Annotated in this window: 18 protein-coding genes and 1 pseudogene; 10 read left to right on the top strand and 9 right to left on the bottom strand. The window is 69.5% G+C overall.

From position 1 onward, the window contains the following. Positions 1 to 90: 90 nt before the first annotated feature. Positions 91 to 759, bottom strand: a complete 669-nt coding sequence (locus tag ACWDXC_RS43745; RefSeq protein ID WP_449992834.1) for a class I SAM-dependent methyltransferase — start codon at positions 757 to 759, stop codon at positions 91 to 93. Positions 760 to 820: 61 nt separating this feature from the next. On the opposite strand from ACWDXC_RS43745, the gene ACWDXC_RS43750 reads away from it, so the two are divergent. Further along, positions 821 to 1,459, top strand: coding sequence for a TetR/AcrR family transcriptional regulator (locus ACWDXC_RS43750; RefSeq protein ID WP_449992836.1), 639 nt, complete (start codon positions 821 to 823; stop codon positions 1,457 to 1,459). 102 nt (positions 1,460 to 1,561) lie between these two features. Here the strand turns inward: ACWDXC_RS43750 and ACWDXC_RS43755 are convergent, their stop codons facing one another. The 4 genes from ACWDXC_RS43755 to ACWDXC_RS43770 all read right to left on the bottom strand — a co-directional run bounded on the left by ACWDXC_RS43755 (position 1,562) and on the right by ACWDXC_RS43770 (position 4,446). After that, a complete protein-coding gene (locus tag ACWDXC_RS43755; protein ID WP_449992923.1) occupies positions 1,562 to 1,777 on the bottom strand; it encodes a hypothetical protein in 216 nt (71 codons plus the stop codon). Between the two features lie 22 nt (positions 1,778 to 1,799). Beyond that, complete coding sequence (locus ACWDXC_RS43760; protein ID WP_449992838.1) at positions 1,800 to 2,051, bottom strand: recombinase family protein; 252 nt, start codon at positions 2,049 to 2,051, stop codon at positions 1,800 to 1,802. A gap of 362 nt (positions 2,052 to 2,413) precedes the next feature. Further along, complete coding sequence (locus tag ACWDXC_RS43765; protein WP_449992840.1) at positions 2,414 to 3,781, bottom strand: phenylacetate--CoA ligase family protein; 1,368 nt, start codon at positions 3,779 to 3,781, stop codon at positions 2,414 to 2,416. Further along, positions 3,778 to 4,446, bottom strand: coding sequence for a TetR/AcrR family transcriptional regulator (locus ACWDXC_RS43770; RefSeq protein ID WP_449992842.1), 669 nt, complete (start codon positions 4,444 to 4,446; stop codon positions 3,778 to 3,780). Before ACWDXC_RS43770 ends, ACWDXC_RS43765 begins: the two co-directional genes overlap by 4 nt. 358 nt (positions 4,447 to 4,804) lie before the next feature. Between ACWDXC_RS43770 and ACWDXC_RS43775 the strand changes: the two genes are divergently transcribed. Next, a complete protein-coding gene (locus tag ACWDXC_RS43775) occupies positions 4,805 to 5,230 on the top strand; it encodes a recombinase family protein (RefSeq protein ID WP_449992844.1) in 426 nt (141 codons plus the stop codon). Here ACWDXC_RS43775 and ACWDXC_RS43780 read toward each other — a convergent pair. Further along, positions 5,131 to 6,291, bottom strand: coding sequence for an IS630 family transposase (locus tag ACWDXC_RS43780; RefSeq protein WP_449992846.1), 1,161 nt, complete (start codon positions 6,289 to 6,291; stop codon positions 5,131 to 5,133). The two genes, ACWDXC_RS43775 and ACWDXC_RS43780, sit on opposite strands and share 100 nt — an antisense overlap. A 112-nt stretch (positions 6,292 to 6,403) precedes the next feature. Between ACWDXC_RS43780 and ACWDXC_RS43785 the strand changes: the two genes are divergently transcribed. Further along, entirely contained in the window at positions 6,404 to 6,805 is a 402-nt protein-coding gene (locus ACWDXC_RS43785) for a DUF4097 family beta strand repeat-containing protein (protein ID WP_449992848.1), read from the top strand. 166 nt (positions 6,806 to 6,971) lie between these two features. Then, positions 6,972 to 8,087 carry a MerR family transcriptional regulator gene (locus ACWDXC_RS43790; RefSeq protein WP_449992850.1) on the top strand — a complete coding sequence of 372 codons (1,116 nt, stop codon included), beginning with the start codon at positions 6,972 to 6,974 and terminating at the stop codon, positions 8,085 to 8,087. A 200-nt stretch (positions 8,088 to 8,287) separates the two neighbouring features. On the opposite strand, the pseudogene ACWDXC_RS43795 reads toward ACWDXC_RS43790, so the two are convergent. The 3 genes and pseudogenes from ACWDXC_RS43795 to ACWDXC_RS43805 form a co-directional block, all read right to left on the bottom strand. Further along, a pseudogene (locus ACWDXC_RS43795) lies at positions 8,288 to 8,623 on the bottom strand (Tn3 family transposase); the annotation flags it as partial. Next, positions 8,613 to 9,332, bottom strand: coding sequence for a Tn3 family transposase (locus tag ACWDXC_RS43800; protein ID WP_449992852.1), 720 nt, complete (start codon positions 9,330 to 9,332; stop codon positions 8,613 to 8,615). The pseudogene ACWDXC_RS43795 and the gene ACWDXC_RS43800, both read right to left, overlap by 11 nt. Then, positions 9,263 to 10,711: a DUF4158 domain-containing protein gene (locus ACWDXC_RS43805; protein WP_449992925.1), complete on the bottom strand. Its 1,449-nt coding sequence runs from the start codon at positions 10,709 to 10,711 to the stop codon at positions 9,263 to 9,265. The genes ACWDXC_RS43800 and ACWDXC_RS43805 overlap by 70 nt, the downstream gene beginning before the upstream one ends. Positions 10,712 to 11,473: 762 nt before the next feature. Between ACWDXC_RS43805 and ACWDXC_RS43810 the strand changes: the two genes are divergently transcribed. The 6 genes from ACWDXC_RS43810 to ACWDXC_RS43835 all read left to right on the top strand — a co-directional run bounded on the left by ACWDXC_RS43810 (position 11,474) and on the right by ACWDXC_RS43835 (position 18,221). Beyond that, positions 11,474 to 14,065, top strand: coding sequence for a bifunctional acetate--CoA ligase family protein/GNAT family N-acetyltransferase (locus tag ACWDXC_RS43810; RefSeq protein WP_449992854.1), 2,592 nt, complete (start codon positions 11,474 to 11,476; stop codon positions 14,063 to 14,065). A gap of 476 nt (positions 14,066 to 14,541) precedes the next feature. Next, positions 14,542 to 14,811 carry a hypothetical protein gene (locus tag ACWDXC_RS43815; RefSeq protein WP_449992855.1) on the top strand — a complete coding sequence of 90 codons (270 nt, stop codon included), beginning with the start codon at positions 14,542 to 14,544 and terminating at the stop codon, positions 14,809 to 14,811. Between the two features lie 719 nt (positions 14,812 to 15,530). Further along, positions 15,531 to 16,388, top strand: coding sequence for an alpha/beta fold hydrolase (locus ACWDXC_RS43820; protein ID WP_449992857.1), 858 nt, complete (start codon positions 15,531 to 15,533; stop codon positions 16,386 to 16,388). Positions 16,389 to 16,600: 212 nt separating this feature from the next. After that, positions 16,601 to 17,326, top strand: a complete 726-nt coding sequence (locus tag ACWDXC_RS43825) for a ferredoxin reductase (protein ID WP_449992859.1) — start codon at positions 16,601 to 16,603, stop codon at positions 17,324 to 17,326. 29 nt (positions 17,327 to 17,355) lie between these two features. Further along, the gene (locus ACWDXC_RS43830; protein ID WP_219508911.1) at positions 17,356 to 17,622 is read left to right on the top strand and encodes a DUF6510 family protein; all 267 of its coding nucleotides are present in this window, start codon (positions 17,356 to 17,358) and stop codon (positions 17,620 to 17,622) included. Positions 17,623 to 17,624: 2 nt separating this feature from the next. Then, positions 17,625 to 18,221: a sulfite oxidase-like oxidoreductase gene (locus ACWDXC_RS43835; RefSeq protein WP_449992861.1), complete on the top strand. Its 597-nt coding sequence runs from the start codon at positions 17,625 to 17,627 to the stop codon at positions 18,219 to 18,221. Positions 18,222 to 18,468 lie beyond the last annotated feature (247 nt).

Here is an 18,468-nt window from a genome sequence, read left to right on the forward strand (position 1 = left end):
CCTCCCAGCTGCTGGAACGAGCGTGATCAGCTCATCCAATCGGCAGGACCGTCCTACACGCCAACCCGGTGATCGTTTCCGGTCACAGCACTAGGCGTCGCGGCGCAGCGTGAACCAGAAGGTCGGCACCGAGTTGGTGCCCGGTGTGACGTCGAGTAGTTCCCAGCCGGGGAACCTGGCGCGGAGCTCGTCGGCTGTGACGCCCGCCGCCCACGAGGCGACCTCGGGGGCCGGATTGCCGGACGGCTCGGGGCCGTACCCGAACATCAGCAACCGTGCTCCGGGAGCGGCGCGGTGGGTGAGCCCGGCGGCGTAGGCGTCGCGGCGGTGCAGTGGGATCCCGCAGTAGCAGCTCAGGTCGAAGAACAGGTCGAAGGGGCCCGGCACGTCCCGTTCGTCGAGGCGGGTGGCGTCTCCGTGCAGCAGCCGTACCGCCACTCCCGCCTCCGCAGCCTTCTTTCTGGCCTGGTCAACGGCGCGGTCGATCAGGTCGACGGCAGCCACCTCCCAGCCGTGCCGTGCGAGATAGATGGCGTTGGTCCCCGTGCCGCAGCCGAGTTCGAGGGCGCGGCCGGGCGGCAGCGCGCCGTGCCCCTCTACCAGGGCGACCAGCTCGGACGGCGTGACGCCGGTGTCCCACGGTGGCTTGCCGGTGCGGTAGTAGCGCTCCAGCGCGCGGTGGACGGACTCCTCCTCCGGGTCTCGCTGCGTTGAGGCCGGGTCCAGTTCCGGCTGCTGGGTGGCGTTGGGCTGGTCCATCGTCTCCTCCAAGAATTAAGAGTTGAACTCTAGTGATGTGCTCTAGAGATATACTCCCAATATGGACACAGTCAAGCGGCCGGACAAGAGAGCCGAGCGCTCACGCCGTACCCGTGAGAAGGTCGTCGAGGCGGCTCGCGAGCTGTTCGTCGCGCAGGGTTACGGGGCGACGAGCCTGCAGGAAGTCGCGGACCGGGCGGGCGTGGCTGTCCAGACGGTGTACTTCGTTTTCCGCAACAAGCGCACGTTGTTCAAGGACGTCGTCGACGCGTCCATCGCCGGGGACGTCGAGCCGGTCGCCACCATGGATCGTGAGTGGTTTCGCGCCGCGTGCGCCGAGCCCACCGCAGTCGGGCAATTGCGCGCGCACGTCCACGGCACCCGCGAGATCCTGGGCCGGGTCGCCCCGATCATGCCGCTGATCGCGGCTGCCGCGGCCACCGACCCTGAGATCGCCGCGCAGTGGCCGGACGGCCCCGACCCGCGTTACACCGTGCAGTACGCAGCGGCAAAAGCTCTGGCCGGCAAGCCCGACACCCGTCCCGGCCTCTCCGTCGAGATGGCGGCGGACCTGCTATTCGGCCTGCTCAGCCCGCAGCTCTACCTAATCTTCGTCCGCGACCGCGACTGGTCACCGGACACGTGGGAAGAGTGGGCCCGCACCACCTTGACCGCCCAACTCTGCGCCAACCCCGGCTAAGCGGACGGACGTCATCCTCCAGCCCGCAATGCTGGTGACTAACCACCTGGCCGGCCTCCTGCGGGCCGGGTCGGACAACCTGGCCGACACCCATACCGGGCCCTACGCCGACCAGATCACCCCGGCCACCCTAGCTCCGGGGGCCGGTAGGCCGACCACGACAAACAAAACTCCGACCCCGTCCCGACTACGCCCTATCCAGGGTCTTCTTGGCTGGCGGAGCACAGTGTCGCCCTTCAGATGCCCGTACACGGTCGAGCGCGGCACCCCGAACAAGTCCGCGATCTGCTGGACGGTCTTGTCCCGCGTGTCGTACAGCTCCTGCGCAAGGGCGGCCTGGTCAGCGGTGAGCTTCGGCCGGCGTCCGCCGACCCGGCCGCGGGCGCGGGCAGCGGTCCAGCCGGGTGACCTTCAGCGTGTCGCCCTCGCGCAGCAGCTTGAGGACCAGGTCGAGGCTGGGCCGGGAGGCCTTGGCGCCACTGGCCTTGTCCAGATGGATGTTGTTGCGGTCGACGCCTGCGCGCAGCAGCGCGTCGATCTGGTGGTCGGGGTTCTGGTCGGCGGTACTGATCCGCGCGTAGCCGAAGAGCACTGTCGAAATCTACTTCATGCACCGTTCACCGACATTGATTTTGGACACGAGTTATCGACAGCACTCACCTGCGGTTCAGTGATCGACTCGGCGGGTGTCGACAGACGACCGTTACTCGACGCTGAGATGACCAACATCGCAACGACACAGAGTAGCGATTGTTACTCAGAGCTACTTTGCGGCTGGTGGCACGGACCCGAGCGGGGGCCCCTAAAGCAGGAATCGATCTTGGGTGCAGCAAAGGTAAGCACAAACCCACAATCGTGATCTCGAAGGGGCATGGGTTGCGGTTTGGTGATTTACGGGCGGGTACGTCGGGTCGCCGCCACGGTAAGCGTGGTTCGGGGCTGAGGCCCGCGCGGTCAGCGGGTCAGGGGGATGATCCTGCGGAACTTGCCGCCGACCGACTGCTCAGGCGGTTCCTCGGCACGTTCCAGCACGACGTGCTCGGCCCTGTGCCCGGCCAGCAGGCGCGACATCTCCTCGCGCACGGTGCGCCACACGTGATCGGGGTCGGCGCCGTCCGCCTGCCTCAGCCGCACCCGCAGCGTGGCCGGCGCACTCTGCACGACCTGGAACTGCGCGATGCCGGGGACGCGGTCCAGCAGCGTGCCGAACGCCATGGGGGAGATGCCGACGTGCCCGCCTTCGGCGGGGAACTCGAGCATCTCCGCCGCGCGGCCCTGCACCTGGACGGCGGGCAGCGCGCTGCCGCATGGGCAGGCGTCGGGCCGCACCAGGACGTTGTCGCCCAGGTCGTAGCGGAGGAGCGGCTGGACCCGGTTGGCGAGATTGCTCAACAGGACGGTGTGCGAGGGCCGCCCCGGCGGGACGGGCCGGTGGTCGGCGTCGACCGGCTCCAGCACCACCCAGTCGGCGTTGATGTGCAGCCAGTTGTGCGCGCAGCCGTAGGCGAGGAATCCGCACTCGGTGGCGGCGTAGGCGGAGCGGACCTGGGCGTGGAACGCGGAGGCGATCCGGGCGCGGTTTTCTGCGGTCAGCGCCTCGCCGCCGGCGATGACCATCCCCGGATGGATGTGCAGGCGGCCGGCTTCCTGCTCGCTGGCCAGCAGCCCGAGCATGCTGGAGAAGCCGGCGAGCGAGCTGGGCTTGTACCGGTTCAGCTCGGCGGCCAGTTCCGGCAGCGGCTTGTGGATGGAGAACTCCCGCAGCATCCAGCCGAGTCGCGGGTGGTCGCGTCTGAACCGCGCGGCCCCGGCGACGGTGGAGAAGTGGCCGGGCGGCGCGGAGACGATGGCGGTGCGGCCGGCGCCGCGCATGAGGCGCACAAGGTCGCAGACCCCCAGCCCGGCTCGCGCGCGCTGGCCGACCGCGTTGCCCACGGCCAGGCTCCGTTCGTCCTGCAGGAAGATGCCGCGCAGCCCGCTGGTGCCGGACGTAGTGGCCACGAGGTATCGCCCCTGGAAGCGCTCGCCCACGAGGGCGGGATCGGCGACGAACTGCCGGGCCTTGGCCAGCGTCACGTCCGGGTCGGTGACCCAGTCGTCGAAGCGCGCCATGAGCGCCTGCTTGCCGGTGACCGGGAGCCGCGCCGGGTCGTCGATGCCGTGGGGCAGCGCCCGGTACAGATCGCGGTAGTAGGGTGAGTGGGCGCGGGCGTAGGCCACGGCCTCGGCCAGGCGGGCCCGCTGCCGCCGCGAGATCCCCTCGGAGCCCTCGCGCAGCGCCCGCCGCGCGTCGCGGGCCAGGCTCCGCTCGTTCTCCGTCATGACGGGTCGCTCCCTTCTGCGGCGTGCGCCGGTTCGTCTTCTTCCGCAGCGTCCGCGCGGACCGAAAGCAGGCCGCGCGCGGCGACGTCGAGACCGTGCCGTGCGGCCCGCCACAGCTCGTCCTGCGACCGGCCGAGCTCGACGCTCGCCAGGCTCGCCTGCTGGACGGCGCCGATGAGGGATCCGGTCATCGCGGCCGCGGTGATCGGATCCAGCCGGTCAGGGAACGCCTTCAGCAGTTCGCCTGCCATCCTCCGTTGCAGGTCCAGCATCAGGTACAGGCCCTTGGCCTGAAGCGCCGGCGTCCTCATCATCAGGCGGACCCCCGCCGACAGCTCCTCGGGCTCCTTGCGGAGCACCTCGGGGCGGCGCCGGCCGGCGTACTCCCGCACCGCCCTGGCCAGCAGCTCGCCCGGGCCCTCCTGCGGCCGCCGCGCCGCCAGCGTGCCGAGCAGCAGGCCGAAAATGTGCTCGGCGTCGGCGAACACGACCTCGTCCTTGGCGCGGAAATAGTTGAAGAACGTCTTGGGGTCGACGTCCGCCGCCACGGCGATCTGCGCCACCGTGGTCTGCTCATACCCCTGCTCGGCGAACAGCCTCATCGCGGTGGCGATGATCCGCTGCCTGGTCAGCCGCTTCTTGCGGTCGCGGCGCGATTCCTCCATGCGCACAAATATACACCGCATGGAACTTTCTAGATACTGGAGAAATTTCGGAGCCAGCCGACGCGGCCGCATGCCCGGTCCTCGACTCACTCAACCAAGATCGCGGTTGTGGGTCCTGGGCTTACCGCACCCCACCTCGAGCTGGTGTACTCGCGAAGGTGGCAGAATTAGAAGGTTTCCCGACAGATAGAAGGGGCCCCGCCCCTTCCCCGAGGAGTACCGGTGCGGATCGTCTACTCCCGCGTGTCCACCGCGCCCCAGTCTCTGCTGCGGCAGCGCTACATCCTCACCGAGGATGTAGCGCTGCCTCCTGATCCGCAGCGGGGGCGTCGCCGAGGGGTTTCACCTGGCCGAGGGCGTGCTGCTGTTTGAAGACCTGGCGACCACCTCCAATATTTCCGCGCTGGAGCGGCCTGCGTTCGCCAGAGTCGCCGCCGCCCACCCCGGTGACACCCTGGCGGTGTCGGAGCTGTTCCGGCTCTGCCGCGATCTGGTCGACATCCACGCCGTCCGCAGCTGGTGCCAGGCCCGGGGCGTGGTGCTTCGGGTCATGTCCCGGGCCGTTGTCGAACCCTGCAGGAACCCGTCCTCGCCGGTGGCCAGCTCCCACAGCGACCGCGCCGAGTCGGCCGACACCCCGTTTAGTGCTGTGACCGGAAACGATCGCCGGGTTGGGTGGGCGTTTCAAGCCGCGCATGCGAGAGGTCGGCCGCCCCAGCGGATGCCTTTCTCGCTGCGGATGCGGGCCCGCTCGCGACGTTGGGCGGCCAGCACGTCGGGGTGACGGGCGTGAGCGTTGCGCCAGCGCAGGTAGGCGTGCAGGGCCCGGGTTTGGACGACGTGGTTCGGGTGGTCGGAGTTGGCCAGGGTGAACTGGCGCAACGGCCCGAAGTGCGCCTCGATCGGGTTGGCCCAGGACGCATACGTCGGCGTGAACAACAGCCTGACCTTGTGCTTGTTCGCCCAGGTGCGGATGCGCCAGTTCTTGTGCGCCGACAGGTTGTCCAGGATCACGTAGATGGGCGCGCCGTCCGGACGGGCGGCGCGGATCGACTTCAGGGCGGCCCAGGTGTGGTCAATGCCCTTGCGGGCTCGGTTGACGCCCCACAGCAGGTCGTCGCCGACGGAGTAGCAGCCGTGGAAGTAGGTCACGCCCTGGGTGCGGCGGTAGGTGGCCGGCAGCCGGTCCGGCTCACCAGAAGGTGCCCAGCCCGAGCCGGCGGTGGGACGGATGCCGAGCGGCCCGAACTCATCGAAGGCGAAGGTCCGCTCCGGCCGGTGCGTCAGTGCGTATTCGATCTCGTCCAGCTTGGCGTCGAAGTCCGGGTCGGGCGAGTCTTTCCAGTTCTTGGTGCGCTGGAAGGTGATGCCGTGGCGGACCAGCAGGGTGCGTAACGCCTCCCGGCCGAGGGTGAGGCTGCGGCCGCGAAGTCGGTGCAGGTAGTGCAGGAGTTTGCGGATGGACCAGCAGGTGAACGGCTGGCCGAGCTTGCTCGGGCGGGTGGTGGCCGTCGCCGCGACGAACGCTTCGTCGTCAGGGCTCAGTAGGCGGGGACGGCCTCCCGCCCACTGAGGGTCCAGGCAGGCCAGCCCTATCTCGTTGAAGCGGTGGATCACATCGCGCACGGTGTCCTCATCGGCCTGCACCAGGTGGGCGATGACCGGCACGGTGTTGCCGCCGGCCGAGGCCAGCAGGATCATCGCTCGCCGGTAGCGGACCGTGTTGGTCGTGCCGCGCCGCACGATCCGCTGCAGTTTCTGTCCTTCTTGGTCCGTGAGCCTGCGGACCTTGACCGGTTGCGTCACCTGGCCCCCTGCATGTTGATCGATGGTGATCAGCACCATCCAAGTGGCAGGACCGCCTCAGGCGCCAACCCGGTGATCGTTTCCGGTCACAGCACTAGGCGACACACTGGAACTGACGTTCACCTGTCCCACCACCTGGGGGTGGGGCGCCTTGGGTGCGTCCTGCGACGTGCACTACCAGGTCGAGGTGCCCACGGGACTCCGCGTCAAGGTGAGCTCCGACTCGGGGAACCTGACACTGAAGAATCTGTCGGGCGAGTTGGAAGCCACCACCGACTCCGGGACAATCGAGGCCACCGAGCTGACAGGCCAGAAGATCGCCACGGAGACCGGCTCGGGCGATGTGAACCTGGCCTTCGCCGGGCCGCCCGACCAAGTCACCACCACCACGGACCCGGGCAAGACCGTGATCCAGGTGCCTCAGGGGTCGTACAACATCGTGGCCAAGACGGACTCCGGCCACAAGAACATCAAGCCCTCGAGCGTCCCCTCGGCCCAGCGCACGATCGCGCTGTCCAGCGATTCCGGGGACCTGGAGGTCAGGACACCCTGACACATCAGGGCGAGGGCCCCATGGGATTCTGCACTCCGGCGGGTAAGAGCCTTTGCCACGAGCCTGTGGTGCGTGCTGGATGCGGCCGGATCTGACGGCCTGGACGAGGAGGCGAGCCGGTGCGGCTCTTGACCCTCACGTGACGTCAGGCGGCATAGTCGGTGCCGTGGAGGATCACTGGACCGTGGGACGCGTGGCCGGATTGGCCGGCGTGAGCGTCCGCACGCTGCATCACTATGACGAGATCGGGCTCGTGCGTCCGTCGGCGCGGACCGCGGCCGGGTACCGGGCCTACTCGGCGGGCGACGTGGAGCGGCTTAGGGAGGTGCTGGCCTACCGGCGACTGGGCTTCGGGCTGCGGGAGGTTGCAGAACTGGTTGGCGACTCGTCCACCGACGCGGTCGCGCACCTGCGCCGACTGCGCGGCCTGGTACTGGAGCGGCGTGATCGCACTGACGCCATGTTGGCGGCCATCGACAGGGAACTTCAGGCACGAGCGAAGGGACTGAAGGTGACACCGGAGGAGCAATTGGAGATGCTCGGTGCACGGCTGTACGAGGCGATCGGCGGCGACTACACCGCGACACGGCGTACCGAGCCTCGGATCGCCGCCCAGATCTTGGACGCGCTCGGGGACGCGCAGACGGTGCTGAACGTGGGAGCCGGCACCGGCTCCTACGAGCCTGCTGATCGCGACGTGACCGCGGTGGAGCCATCGGCGGTCATGCGGGGGCAGCGGCCTGCCGGCTCGGCGCCGTGCGTGGCCGCCGCCGCGGAGAGCCTGCCGTTCGAGGACCACTCCTTCGACGTCGCGATGGCCGTCTCCACCGTTCACCACTGGGGGAATCCGATAGCGGGGCTGCGCGAGATGCGGCGCGTGGCCCGCCGCGTGGTGGTGCTCACGTTCGACACCGACGAGCCCGGATGGCAGGACCGGTTCTGGCTTACCCGCGACTACCTGCCCGAGTTCGCCGACGTCCTCGCAGAATTTCCCTCGCTTGCCGGGATGGCCGACGCGATCGGCGCTCGAGCTGAGCCGGTACCCATCCCGTGGGACTGCGCGGACGGCCTGTTCGAGGCGTACTGGCGCCGACCGGGGGCCTATCTGGAGAATCACGTGCGCCGTGCGATGTCGGTGTGGACGAGGGTCGGGCCGGAGGCCGAGCGGCGGGCGGTGCGAAGCCTCAGCGACGACCTCGACTCCGGCCGGTGGGCCGAGCGCAACAGCGACCTCGCAGACCTCGACGCTGCAGATCTAGGCCTCCGCCTGCTTATATCTTGAATGGACGCAGGTCGCGATCCTTGACCCGGTGCCGGGAGCGGCGATGACATCAGAGCCATCTCCGCAGCCACCGGACGCAGTGGCCGCCAGCCGCCGCTATCCAGCTTGGCCAGTTCCGCCTCCACGTCGACATTGATCACGCCGAAGAAGTTGATGTTCTCGCTGTGCGCCGGGGAGATGTGGGCCAGCAACTCGTCGGGAACGTCCCGGCCGGCTGCCCGTAGTTGCCGCACGGCGAGCGAGTAGTACTCGGTCGTCCAGATGATGACAGAGTTGGTCAAAACGTTCAGGCACCACGCCTGATCGGTCTGATCGGCCAAGGCAGGCTCGGTGACGGCGCCCTGCTGGGCGTAGTGCAGGTCGCGGCGCAGCGCGTGCAGGCTCTCGCCCTTGTTCAGCTGACGGGCGACCTTCCTGCGGCAGGCCGGGTCGGACAGATACTTCGCCGCGTGCAGGGTGCGGCGTAGCATGCCCCACTCCTTCAGCGCCGCGGCTAGGGTGTTCTGCCGGGAGGCGGCCGACCACTTACCCACCACCAGCGAGGCGGTGGCCCTCGCGCGCGTTCGGCACGATGATCTTTGTGCCGAACGTGGAGTGCTGGTCAGACACGTGCGTGTAAGACGACAGCACCTGGCCGCCGTGGATGGTCATGTCCCGGGCGGTCGTGCTCTTGCTCCGCACCGGGAAACGCTGCCCGTCCGAGCTCGACATGGTGCCGCCGCCGAACACCTTGGCCAGGGCCAGCCCGTGATGGTGGTTGACGAGGCAGGTGTTGGCCTCGCGCAGCGTCTCGGCCCGCACGTACCACTCCTGCGTCCAGCGCAGCACGTCATACGGGATGCCGCAGGCCTCCGCCATCCTGGACAACCCCAGATTCGTGGCGTTGGCGATGAGCACGCTGAGGATGTTGCGCTTGAGATCGGCCGGGCGGGCCTGCTTACGGCCGCCGGCATGGGTGAAGCAGTCCACAAAATGCGCGCACAGGTTCAACTCGATCAGCAGCGAGGCGATCGGCGCGAACGGCAGCATCCCGGCCAGCTCCGCCCTCAGCTCCTTGGCCTCGCCCGGCACGTCCTCGGCCGACAGCAGCGGGATGACGAGCTTGTCGTCGTCATCGAGCCGGACCATGCCGGTGTCGTCAGGCAACGCCTGGGCGAGCGTCTGGTCGAGCTGCGTCAGTGCGGCGTGCAGTTCCTCCTCACCCTGTTCGATCGCCTCGGCGGCATCGCCGGGCTTGCCGACCAACCTGCAGAAATCGGCACGCCGCGGCGCCCACTGCTCCGGCGTGTACAGGTAGGCGGCCGGATCAGCGTAGCGGCGCGAGCCGGCACAAACACATCCCCCGAGCGCAGCCCCTCGCGCAGCGCGAGCACCACGCACAGCTCCCAATAGTGGCGGTAGGCGGTCTCATCACCGTCTTTTCGCGCCTTGGCCAGGTACTCGGCATAGCGGGCCGGCACGAAAGCGGTGGGTGCGCCCTCGGGCACCTTACGGCCGCCGCTCTGGTTCACCCGCTTCAAGAGGGCCACCACCTCCATCAACTCCGCGGTGCCGGTGCCGCCTTTGAAGTCGATCGCCACCAGCACCTGAGGGGTGAACTGGCGCAGGTAGGTGTAAGAGGCGTGCAACGCCGAGAGCCGACCGTGATCGCGGGGCAGCTTCTTCCAGCCTTCGGTGACGACCTCACGCAGCTTACTCATCCCGATCGTGTTGCGCAGCAGCCCGCCGATCTGCTCGTCCGGGATGGCCGGGTCGGCGAGCACCGGCAAGATCACGTCCAGGAGCAGCTGGCGGGCCTCACCGGCCTTGGCCCGCTCGATCAACGCCTCATCCGTCTTGGATTTGGCCCGCGATTCCCGGGCGGACACGACCTGGTCGAACAGCATCACCACCTCGTCGACCTGGTCGATCGCGGATTGGGTGACCACGGCCAGCAAGATCGGATAGCGGCGCTGCTCCTCGCGGCGTTCCAGCGCCTGGTTGGTCGAGCAGCGGCCCACCGAGGCCAGGAAGCGGCGCCGCTCGGCGGCCAGGACTGACATGTCCAGGGTGTGGGCGTCCATGTTGCGCAGGTAGATGAGCTTGTCGATGGCGGTCTTGACCGAGGTCGCGCTGGCATCGGTGGCCGCTTTGATCAGCCAGGCCAGCCGGGTCATCTTCAGCCCGGCGTCATACATCAGCAGCCGGTCCAGATCCGCGCGTAACTGATCGGTCAACAGGTGCGCGACCTTCTCCCAGGTCAGCGCGGTGGCTCCGGTTCGGGCGCTGGCCACCATCTTGGCCAGCGTCGTCACGCCCGGCCGGATCGTCTTGGCCGCCATCGGGTACTCGGTGGCCAGGTTGAACAGCAGCGTCGGCGAGTCGTGTTCCATGGCCCGGTCCAGCAGGAACTGTTCCAGCCCCTTCATCGCCGTACTCCCGGCCGGGGCGCTCTTCCAGCCCAGATAACTGGCCACCAGCCGCAGATGATCGCTGCGGGTCTGCTCCCGTTGACCGTACTCTGCCAGAACGTTCGGATCGATTCTCAGCCGCTCAGCCAGCCGGGCCACCGCCACCTGCGGCGCCGCGCTCACCTCATCCGGCACGAACCCCAACCAGGGCAACGTGGCGAGCTGGACGGCAATCGGTCAGCCGGGCCCCGCCCGCGGCCTGGGTCGATGAAGGCGACGTCGGCCGATGTCAGGGTAGGAACGCAACCGCTCCAACTGGTCTTCGGAGAACATCCGGGTCGACATCGACCACCCCCACACCGTCCACCGGTCAGGACCGTACGAACCGTAGCGGAAGTGATCAACAAACGGAACAGGCCCGCGTCAGTGCAGTTCAGGCAAATCCGTTGGATATTTCCCCGGGACTACAGCGAGGCCCTTATGTGGGCTGACCCCCCATTCGGCCTCTCCCGCGAGTGCAACCAAGTAGCGCGCGCCATCGTATGAGGTGACCACGAGGTTGACGCGCTGGACGGCGCCGCTGCGGTGGCCCGGGACCTTCAGCAGGGTCACGTACCGAGGGCTGGCCCCGAGCCTGGTGGGCATCCAGCCCGATCATTGCAGCCGCGTGTACGCGTGCGGCTGCCGCCGGTACCGGCGGCGGTCGCTGTAGTCGACGGGCGTGAGGAACCCCTGGAGCGGCCGCGGTACTCGGACCGCCGAAGGCCGGCGTGCTTGATCAACCATTTCGTCCTCCTTCCGATCGAATCCTGCGCCGCGCTCGGCGAGCGGGGCAGAGGCGAAAGGCATGCCCGGCCGAGCCGTACGCCCTGGCACCCGTGAGACGCTGTGCGATCCGGCCATGACGGGGTAGGCGGGACTTTCGGCCACCGGGCACAGGGCCGTCCGGCACTGCTCACCGGACTGCTCGCCGGACAGCCTGAAGGTGTGACGAACATGATCGAGGGTTACGATGTCCTGCTCCGCGACGGCGGCATCGCCCACGTCCGCCCGCTGCGCCCTGCCGACCGGCAGGCCCTGCACGAACTGGTGGACCGCTCGTCGGAACGCTCGGCATACCTGCGCTTCTTCACCGGCGGCCGGAATACCGCGCACTCTTACATGGACCGCATCACCGGCGACGCCTATCGCGGGCACGCCCTGGTCGCCGACCTGCGCGACCGGCTGGTGGCGGTCGCCGAATACATCCCCTCCGGCGACGGCACCGCCGACCTGGCCATCCTCCTGGACGACACCGTGCACGGCCACGGCCTGGGGACGCTGCTTCTGGAGCACATCGCGCTGGACGCGGCCGCGAACGGCGTCCGTGAGCTGGTGGCCGACGTGCTCGCTGAGAACCGGCCCATGCTGCGGGTGCTGAAGGACCTCGGCCTGGAACTGTCGCAGCGGTCCGAAGGCGGCACCCTGCACCTCGACATCGCCGCCGAGCTCACCCCCCGGCTGAAAGAGGCCATCGCGGCCCGCGACCACGAGGCCGGGAGGGCGTCGCTGGCCCGGGTTCTGGAGCCGCGTTCCGTCGCGGTCGTCGGCGCCGGCCGTGATGAGCAGAAGGTCGGGCACAAGGTTCTGCGCAACCTGCTCGACGGCGGATTCCCCGGCGCGATCCACCCCGTCAACCCGCACGCCACCCAGATCGCCGGGCTGACCTGCCATGCCAAGGTGCCCCAAGGCGTGGACCTGGCGGTGGTGGCGGTTCCGGCCAGGCACGTGCTGCAGGTGGCGCGCGACTGCGCGGCGGCCGGTACGGCCGGACTGGTCGTGGTGACCTCCGGGTTCGCCGAAGCCGGACAACCCGGGGCGGAAGCGGAGCTGCTGCGGATCTGCCGCACGGCGGGGATGCGCCTGATCGGGCCGAACTGCCTGGGCGTGATCAACACCCACACCCGGCTGAATGCCAGCTTCCTACCTCATCATCCCGTCCCCGGCCGAGTGGCGTTGATGTCGCAATCCGGCGCCGTCGGCGCCGCCCTGCTCGATCGGCTGGCGGTCTCGTCGTTCGTGTCGGTCGGCAACAAGGCTGACGTCAGCGGCAACGACCTGCTCGAATACTGGGAGGACGACGACGGCACCGATGTGATCGCGCTGTATCTGGAGTCGTTCGGCAACCCGCGCAAGTTCGCCCGCATCGCGCGCCGGGTCGGCGCGCGCAAGCCGATCCTGCTGGTCAAGAGCGGCCGCAGCGGCGCCGGGGACCGGGCCGTACGCTCGCACACCGCCGCGGCGGCCACGCCCGACGTGGCGGTGGACGCGCTCACCCGCGCCGCCGGCGTCATCCGGCTCGACAGCGTCCACGAGCTCATCGACGTCACCAAACTGCTGGCCGCCCAGCCGCTGCCGGCAGGGCGGCGAGTCGCGATCGTCGGCAACTCCGGTGGGCCCGAGGCCATGGCTGCCGACGCCTGCGAGCGGCACGGGCTCACCGTCCCCGAGCTGTCGCCAGGGCTGCTGAAGGCGCACGCCGCGGCCGCGCTGGGCAATCCGGTCGACCTGACGGCCGACGCGCCCGCGGCCGAGATCGGCGCGGCCATCGCGGCGCTGGCCGCGTCATCCGAGGTGGACTCGATCCTGGTGGTCTATACCCCGCCGTTCGGCGACGGGCTGGAGGCTACCCGTCAGGCGATAGCGCGGGCGGCCTCGACGACGGACAAGACCGTGCTGGCCTGCCTCGTCGGCCACGACGACCTCATCGACGGTCGCATCCCCGGGTACGCCTTTCCCGAGCAGGCCGTTCAGGCGCTGTCCCGGGCGGTGGAGTACGCCGAGTGGCGCCGGCGTCCCATGGAAGCTCCCGCCCCCGAGCCCCAGGTGGACAAGATGAGGGCGCACGAGATCATCGAGGCGGAGCTGGCGGCGCGCCCGGACGGCGGCTGGCTGTCGCCGTCCGCCACGGCCGGACTGCTGGTCGCCTACGGCGTCAGCCTGGCCGAGTCCGTGGACGTGGCCGGACCCGAGGCCGCGGCCGAAGCCGCCGCACGCGTCGGGCTGCCTGTCGTGCTCAAGGCCGTGGGCCCGGTGCACAAGAGCGACGTGGGCGGTGTCCGGCTGGATCTGCGCACCGCGCACGAGGTGAAGCACGCCTACCGCGAGATGTCGGCGCGCATCGGTGAGGCGATGACCGGCGCCATCGTCCAGCGCATGCTGCCTACCGGAGTCGAGATCATCCTCGGCGGCGTCAACTATCCCGCGTTCGGCCCACTGGTCATGGTCGGCATGGGCGGGGTGATGGCCGACCTGCTGGCCGACCGCGCCTTCCGGGTGCCACCCGTCACCGACGCACCCGACATGATCAGCGAACTGCGCTGCGCTCCCCTGCTGCGTGGCTATCGCGGCTCGCCCGCCACGGACGTCGAAGCCCTGGCGGACCAGGTCACGCGGATCGGCCGACTGCTCGCAGACCTGCCTCAGGTGGCCGAGCTGGACCTCAACCCCGTCATCGTCACACCGGACGGCGCCACCACGGTGGACGCGCGCATCAGGGTCGCGCCCGCGACGCCGCCGCCATCGGCGTTGCTGCGCCGGATGCGCTGACCAACGCCGTCCCGCCCGGGACTTCCGTCCCTGCCGGGTGACCTGAGCCGGCGATGGGATGGAGGCAAGGCCGTAGGAGGCAGGCATGCACAGGACCGTCACGGACACCCGGACCGGCACCGCCGTCCTGGACGCGCTGGACCCGCTGATCACCGCACTACGCGAGCGTGGGTACGACGTGGTGGGACCATGCGTCCGCGACGGCGTGATCCGCTTCACCGCCCTGGAGCCAGCCGCGGACCTGCCCACGGGCCGGGCGACGAGGAGGGCCTCCGGCAGGTACCGGCTGCGCGGGACCGGCCGGGCGGCAGCCCGGCACGACCCGCCGGACGACGACCGGCCGGTCTTCGTCTTCGCCGCGGGCCCCGATCGCCTCGTCCACGCCTGGCACGGCCCGGCAGAGAGGCGGCACCGCGTCCGGCGCCCCCTTCAGATGCCGCCGGTCGCCGGCCACGACGGGGGCGCCGGCGTGCCGGATGGAAGGGGAAGCGCGCCGAGACCTCATCGTCGACGTCGGCGGCCAGGCGCAGCGCCTCGACGTGCAGGGCGACCTCCATGGGTCGCCCACCGGCTTGCCACCGCTCATCCGTCCGGTCGAACTCAGCACCGCCGAGCGCAGCACGCCGACAGGTGAGCAGGTGGGTGACCAGAGGTCAGCCACCGTCATCTCGTTGCGGGTCAGCGTGCCGGTCTTGTCCGTGCAGATGAACGTGGCTGACCCGAGCGTCTCCACCGCTTTCAGGTGACGTACCAGGGCGTTGCGGGCGGCCATCCGCTGTGGGGGGCGGCCGGAATACGCGAGAAACGGGCCGCCGGAAAAAGCTAATCCTCCTGACCCGGCGTCTTCTGCTGCGCTATCGGAGTTCCGCGTTCGGGTGAGGATGACTCTGCAGGCGGTGCTGCAGTTCGGCCTCCTCCGCTGTCAGCGCCTGGCCCGGGCGTCGGATGCGGGCCGGGCGGGGCCGGGGGATGTCTCCGTCTCGCAGGAGAGCGAAGTCGGCGTGCGCCGCCTGGACGGCTTCGGGGTAGGCCTGGGTCTCCTCGTGCGAGGGCCCGGTAGATGCTGGCCAGGGGCTCGGCGGCGTCGCGGCCCAGCCGTTTCATCTCATAGACGGTGAGGATGACCCGGCAGTGTGGGGCGTGCGCCTTGATCTGCCGGGCCAGCGTGAGCGCCGCCTCGAACTGCGGGCGCACCTTGACCCGGGTCGAGATCTTCTCGGCGAAGACGGCATCGCCGCCTGTCCAGGGCCATGGAGTCCGCATCCAGGCCCGGCCAAGGCCGACCGGGCCGATCGGACAAGCAGGCGGGCAAAAGCCTTCGCACCCCGCCTTGACCTTAAAACGACCGTGGAGTGCGGTATTGCATGCCCTGGGGTGATGCGCCCCGATCTCCTGATGCGCCGTCCGGCCCTCGGCAGGGGCCGCGGTCAGGGGCCCGAGCCGCGCGCCCGCGGCGTCCACCGACATGACGATCGACCCCTGTGGAGGGTTCACCATGCCGTACATCACCACCCGCGACGATGAGCAGATCTTCTTCTACGACTGGGGCAGCGGCCCGCCGGTCGTGTTCATCCATGGCTGGCCGCTGAACGCCGATGCCTGGCACGACCAGATGAAGGCGGTCGTCGACAACGGGTTCAAGGCGATCGCGCACGACAGGCGCGGTCACGGCCGCTCCAGCCAGCCCTACGACGGCTATGACTTCGACACCTTCGCCGACGACCTCAACGACCTGCTCACCGCTCTGGATCTTCGCGACGTCACGCTGGTGGCGCACTCGATGGGTGGCGGGGAGCTGGCCCGCTACATCGGCCGGCACGGCACCTCCCGCATCAGCAAGGCCGTGCTGCTGTCGGCGGTGCCGCCACTGATGCTCAAGACCGCCGATAACCCCGAGGGCACCCCGCAGGAGGTGTTCGACAAGATCAAGAAGGGGATCCTCACCGAGCGGTCGCAGTTCTGGCACGACAGCGCCGACGGCTTCTTCGGCGCCAACCGCCCGGGCAACAAGGTGACCCAGGGCAACAAGGACGCCTTCTGGCTGATGGCCATGGCCGAGAACATCCAGGCCGGAGTGGCCTGCGTGGATGCCTTCTCCGCCACCGACTTCACCGAGGATCTGAGAAAGTTCGACATCCCCACCCTGATCGTGCACGGCGACGACGATCAGGTCGTGCCGATCGCGGCCTCCGGCGACAAATCCGCCAAGATCATTCAGAACTCCACCTACAAGGTGTACCAGGGCGGCTCACACGGCATCGCGCTCGTCCCCGGCGACAAGGAGAAGTTCAACGCCGACCTGCTGGACTTCCTGCGCAGCTGACGGCACTCGCCGCCCGGCGCAGCGCGCGGTCCAAGGGGTGCCCGGTCGGCTGACCTGCCGCTGCCGCGCTGCGGCGCTCGGGTCCCGATCGGTGCCTGCGTACCGACGTGCCTGCGTACCAACACTGTCGGGAGGCGGGATCTTCCGGGGAAGGGCCGCACCGGCCCGGCCCCGGAAGAGCAACACGATCAACACACCATCGGAAAAGACCCATGACGGCTACACCACCGCAACCCCGGGTGAACTGGCAGGCGGCCACCATCACCGGCACCGACGCGGAGAACGCGCGCACGCGCACGCTGCAGCTTCAGGTGCCCGGCTGGCCGGGCCACCAGGCCGGGCAGCACGTGGACGTGCGGCTCACCGCCGAGAACGGCTACCAGGCCACCCGCGCCTACTCCCTGGCCGGCGCGCCCGGCGAGGATCCGGCGCTGACCGTGGTCAGGGCCGAGGGCGGCGAGGTCTCCCCCTATCTGGTGGACGTGATCCAGACGGGCGACCAGGTGGAGCTGCGCGGCCCGATCGGCGGCTACTTCGTCTGGAAGCCCGGCCCGCGCCGGCGGCCGGTGCTGCTGCTGGCCGGCGGCTCGGGCGTCGTCCCGCTGCGCGCGATGCTGCGCCACCGCGCCCGGCTGGGCGACGACACGCCGATGCGGCTGCTGTACTCGGTCCGCTCACCGGAGCAGGTCATCTACCGCCGGGAACTGGCGGGCCAAGCCGACCGGGTGAGCCTGCTCTACACCCGCACCACACCACCCGGCTGGCCACGCCCGCCCGCCCGGCTCGACCACACGGCCCTGGCCGGGCAGGCCTGGCCGCCCGAACAGGCGCCGCTGGCCTACGTCTGCGGGCCCACCACCTTCGTCGAGCACGCCGCCGGTCTCCTGACCGATCTCGGCTACACGCCCGCCGACATCCGCACCGAACGCTACGGCTGACCAACACCGCCCATCACGAGAGGATCTTCATGCCACCCATCGACGGCAACGCCGCGGCCGGAACGCTGGCCGCCTTCTTCGGCAGGGACATGACCGCCGCCCACGGCCTGTGCGCAGCCTGCGACCAGCACGCGCCGCTGGCCGAGGCACTCCTCTACGGCCCGGCCGCCGGGACCGCGCTGCACTGCCGCACCTGCGGCAACCTGCTGATGACCATGATCGAGGCACCCGGCGGAATCATCGGCGCCATGCCCGGCCTGACCAGGCTCGACACCCGCCCGGCAGGAGGAGTGTGAGCATGGCCGTCATCTCCCGGGGCTTCACCGGACGTGGCCAGACAAGCAATCGGCTGCCGCCCGGCCAGACCCTGACCACCGGCTTTCCCGTGCTGACCGCCGGGCCCACCCCACACGTCAGCACCGCCGACTGGAACTTCACCCTGCTCACCGAGACCGGCACCGAACACACCTGGACCTGGACCGAGCTGCGGGACCTGCCACAAGACAGCCCGCACACCGACATCCACTGCGTCACCGGCTGGTCGAAGTTCGACACCGACTGGCAGGGCGTGTCCCTGGACATACTGCTGGCCGAGGTGGAGACCAACGCTCAGTTCGCGCAGGGCTACTGCCACGGCGGCTACACCACCAACCTGCCGCTGGCCGACCTGCGCGGCGGGCAGGCATGGATCGCCCACACCTTCGACGGCGCGCCACTGCCGGCCGAGCACGGCGGCCCGGCCCGGCTGCTGGTCCCGCACCTGTACTTCTGGAAGTCCGCCAAATGGGTGCAGGGCATCCGGCTGCTGGAACACGACCAGCCCGGCTTCTGGGAGCGGGCCGGCTATCACAACTACGGCGACCCGTGGCGTGAACAGCGCTACTGGAACGACTGACCACCACCATGCACACCCACCCTGCCTACCTGCGCCCGCAGCTCATCGCCCTGGTCAAGGCCGGCGATGACGCCGCCGTCCCAGGGGACGAAGCAGGACACGAATACCAGGTGGGCCACCCATTCCGGCCACCAGGCCGCCACCGCGGGATCATGAGGCCGGCCATCGAGTGCCCGACCAGGACGACCCGGCCAGCGTCCTGGTAGGCGTCGATGTCGGCGACCGCGGCGTCAGCGAAGTCGGCGAT

Source organism: Nonomuraea sp. NPDC003214, assembly GCF_053590035.1.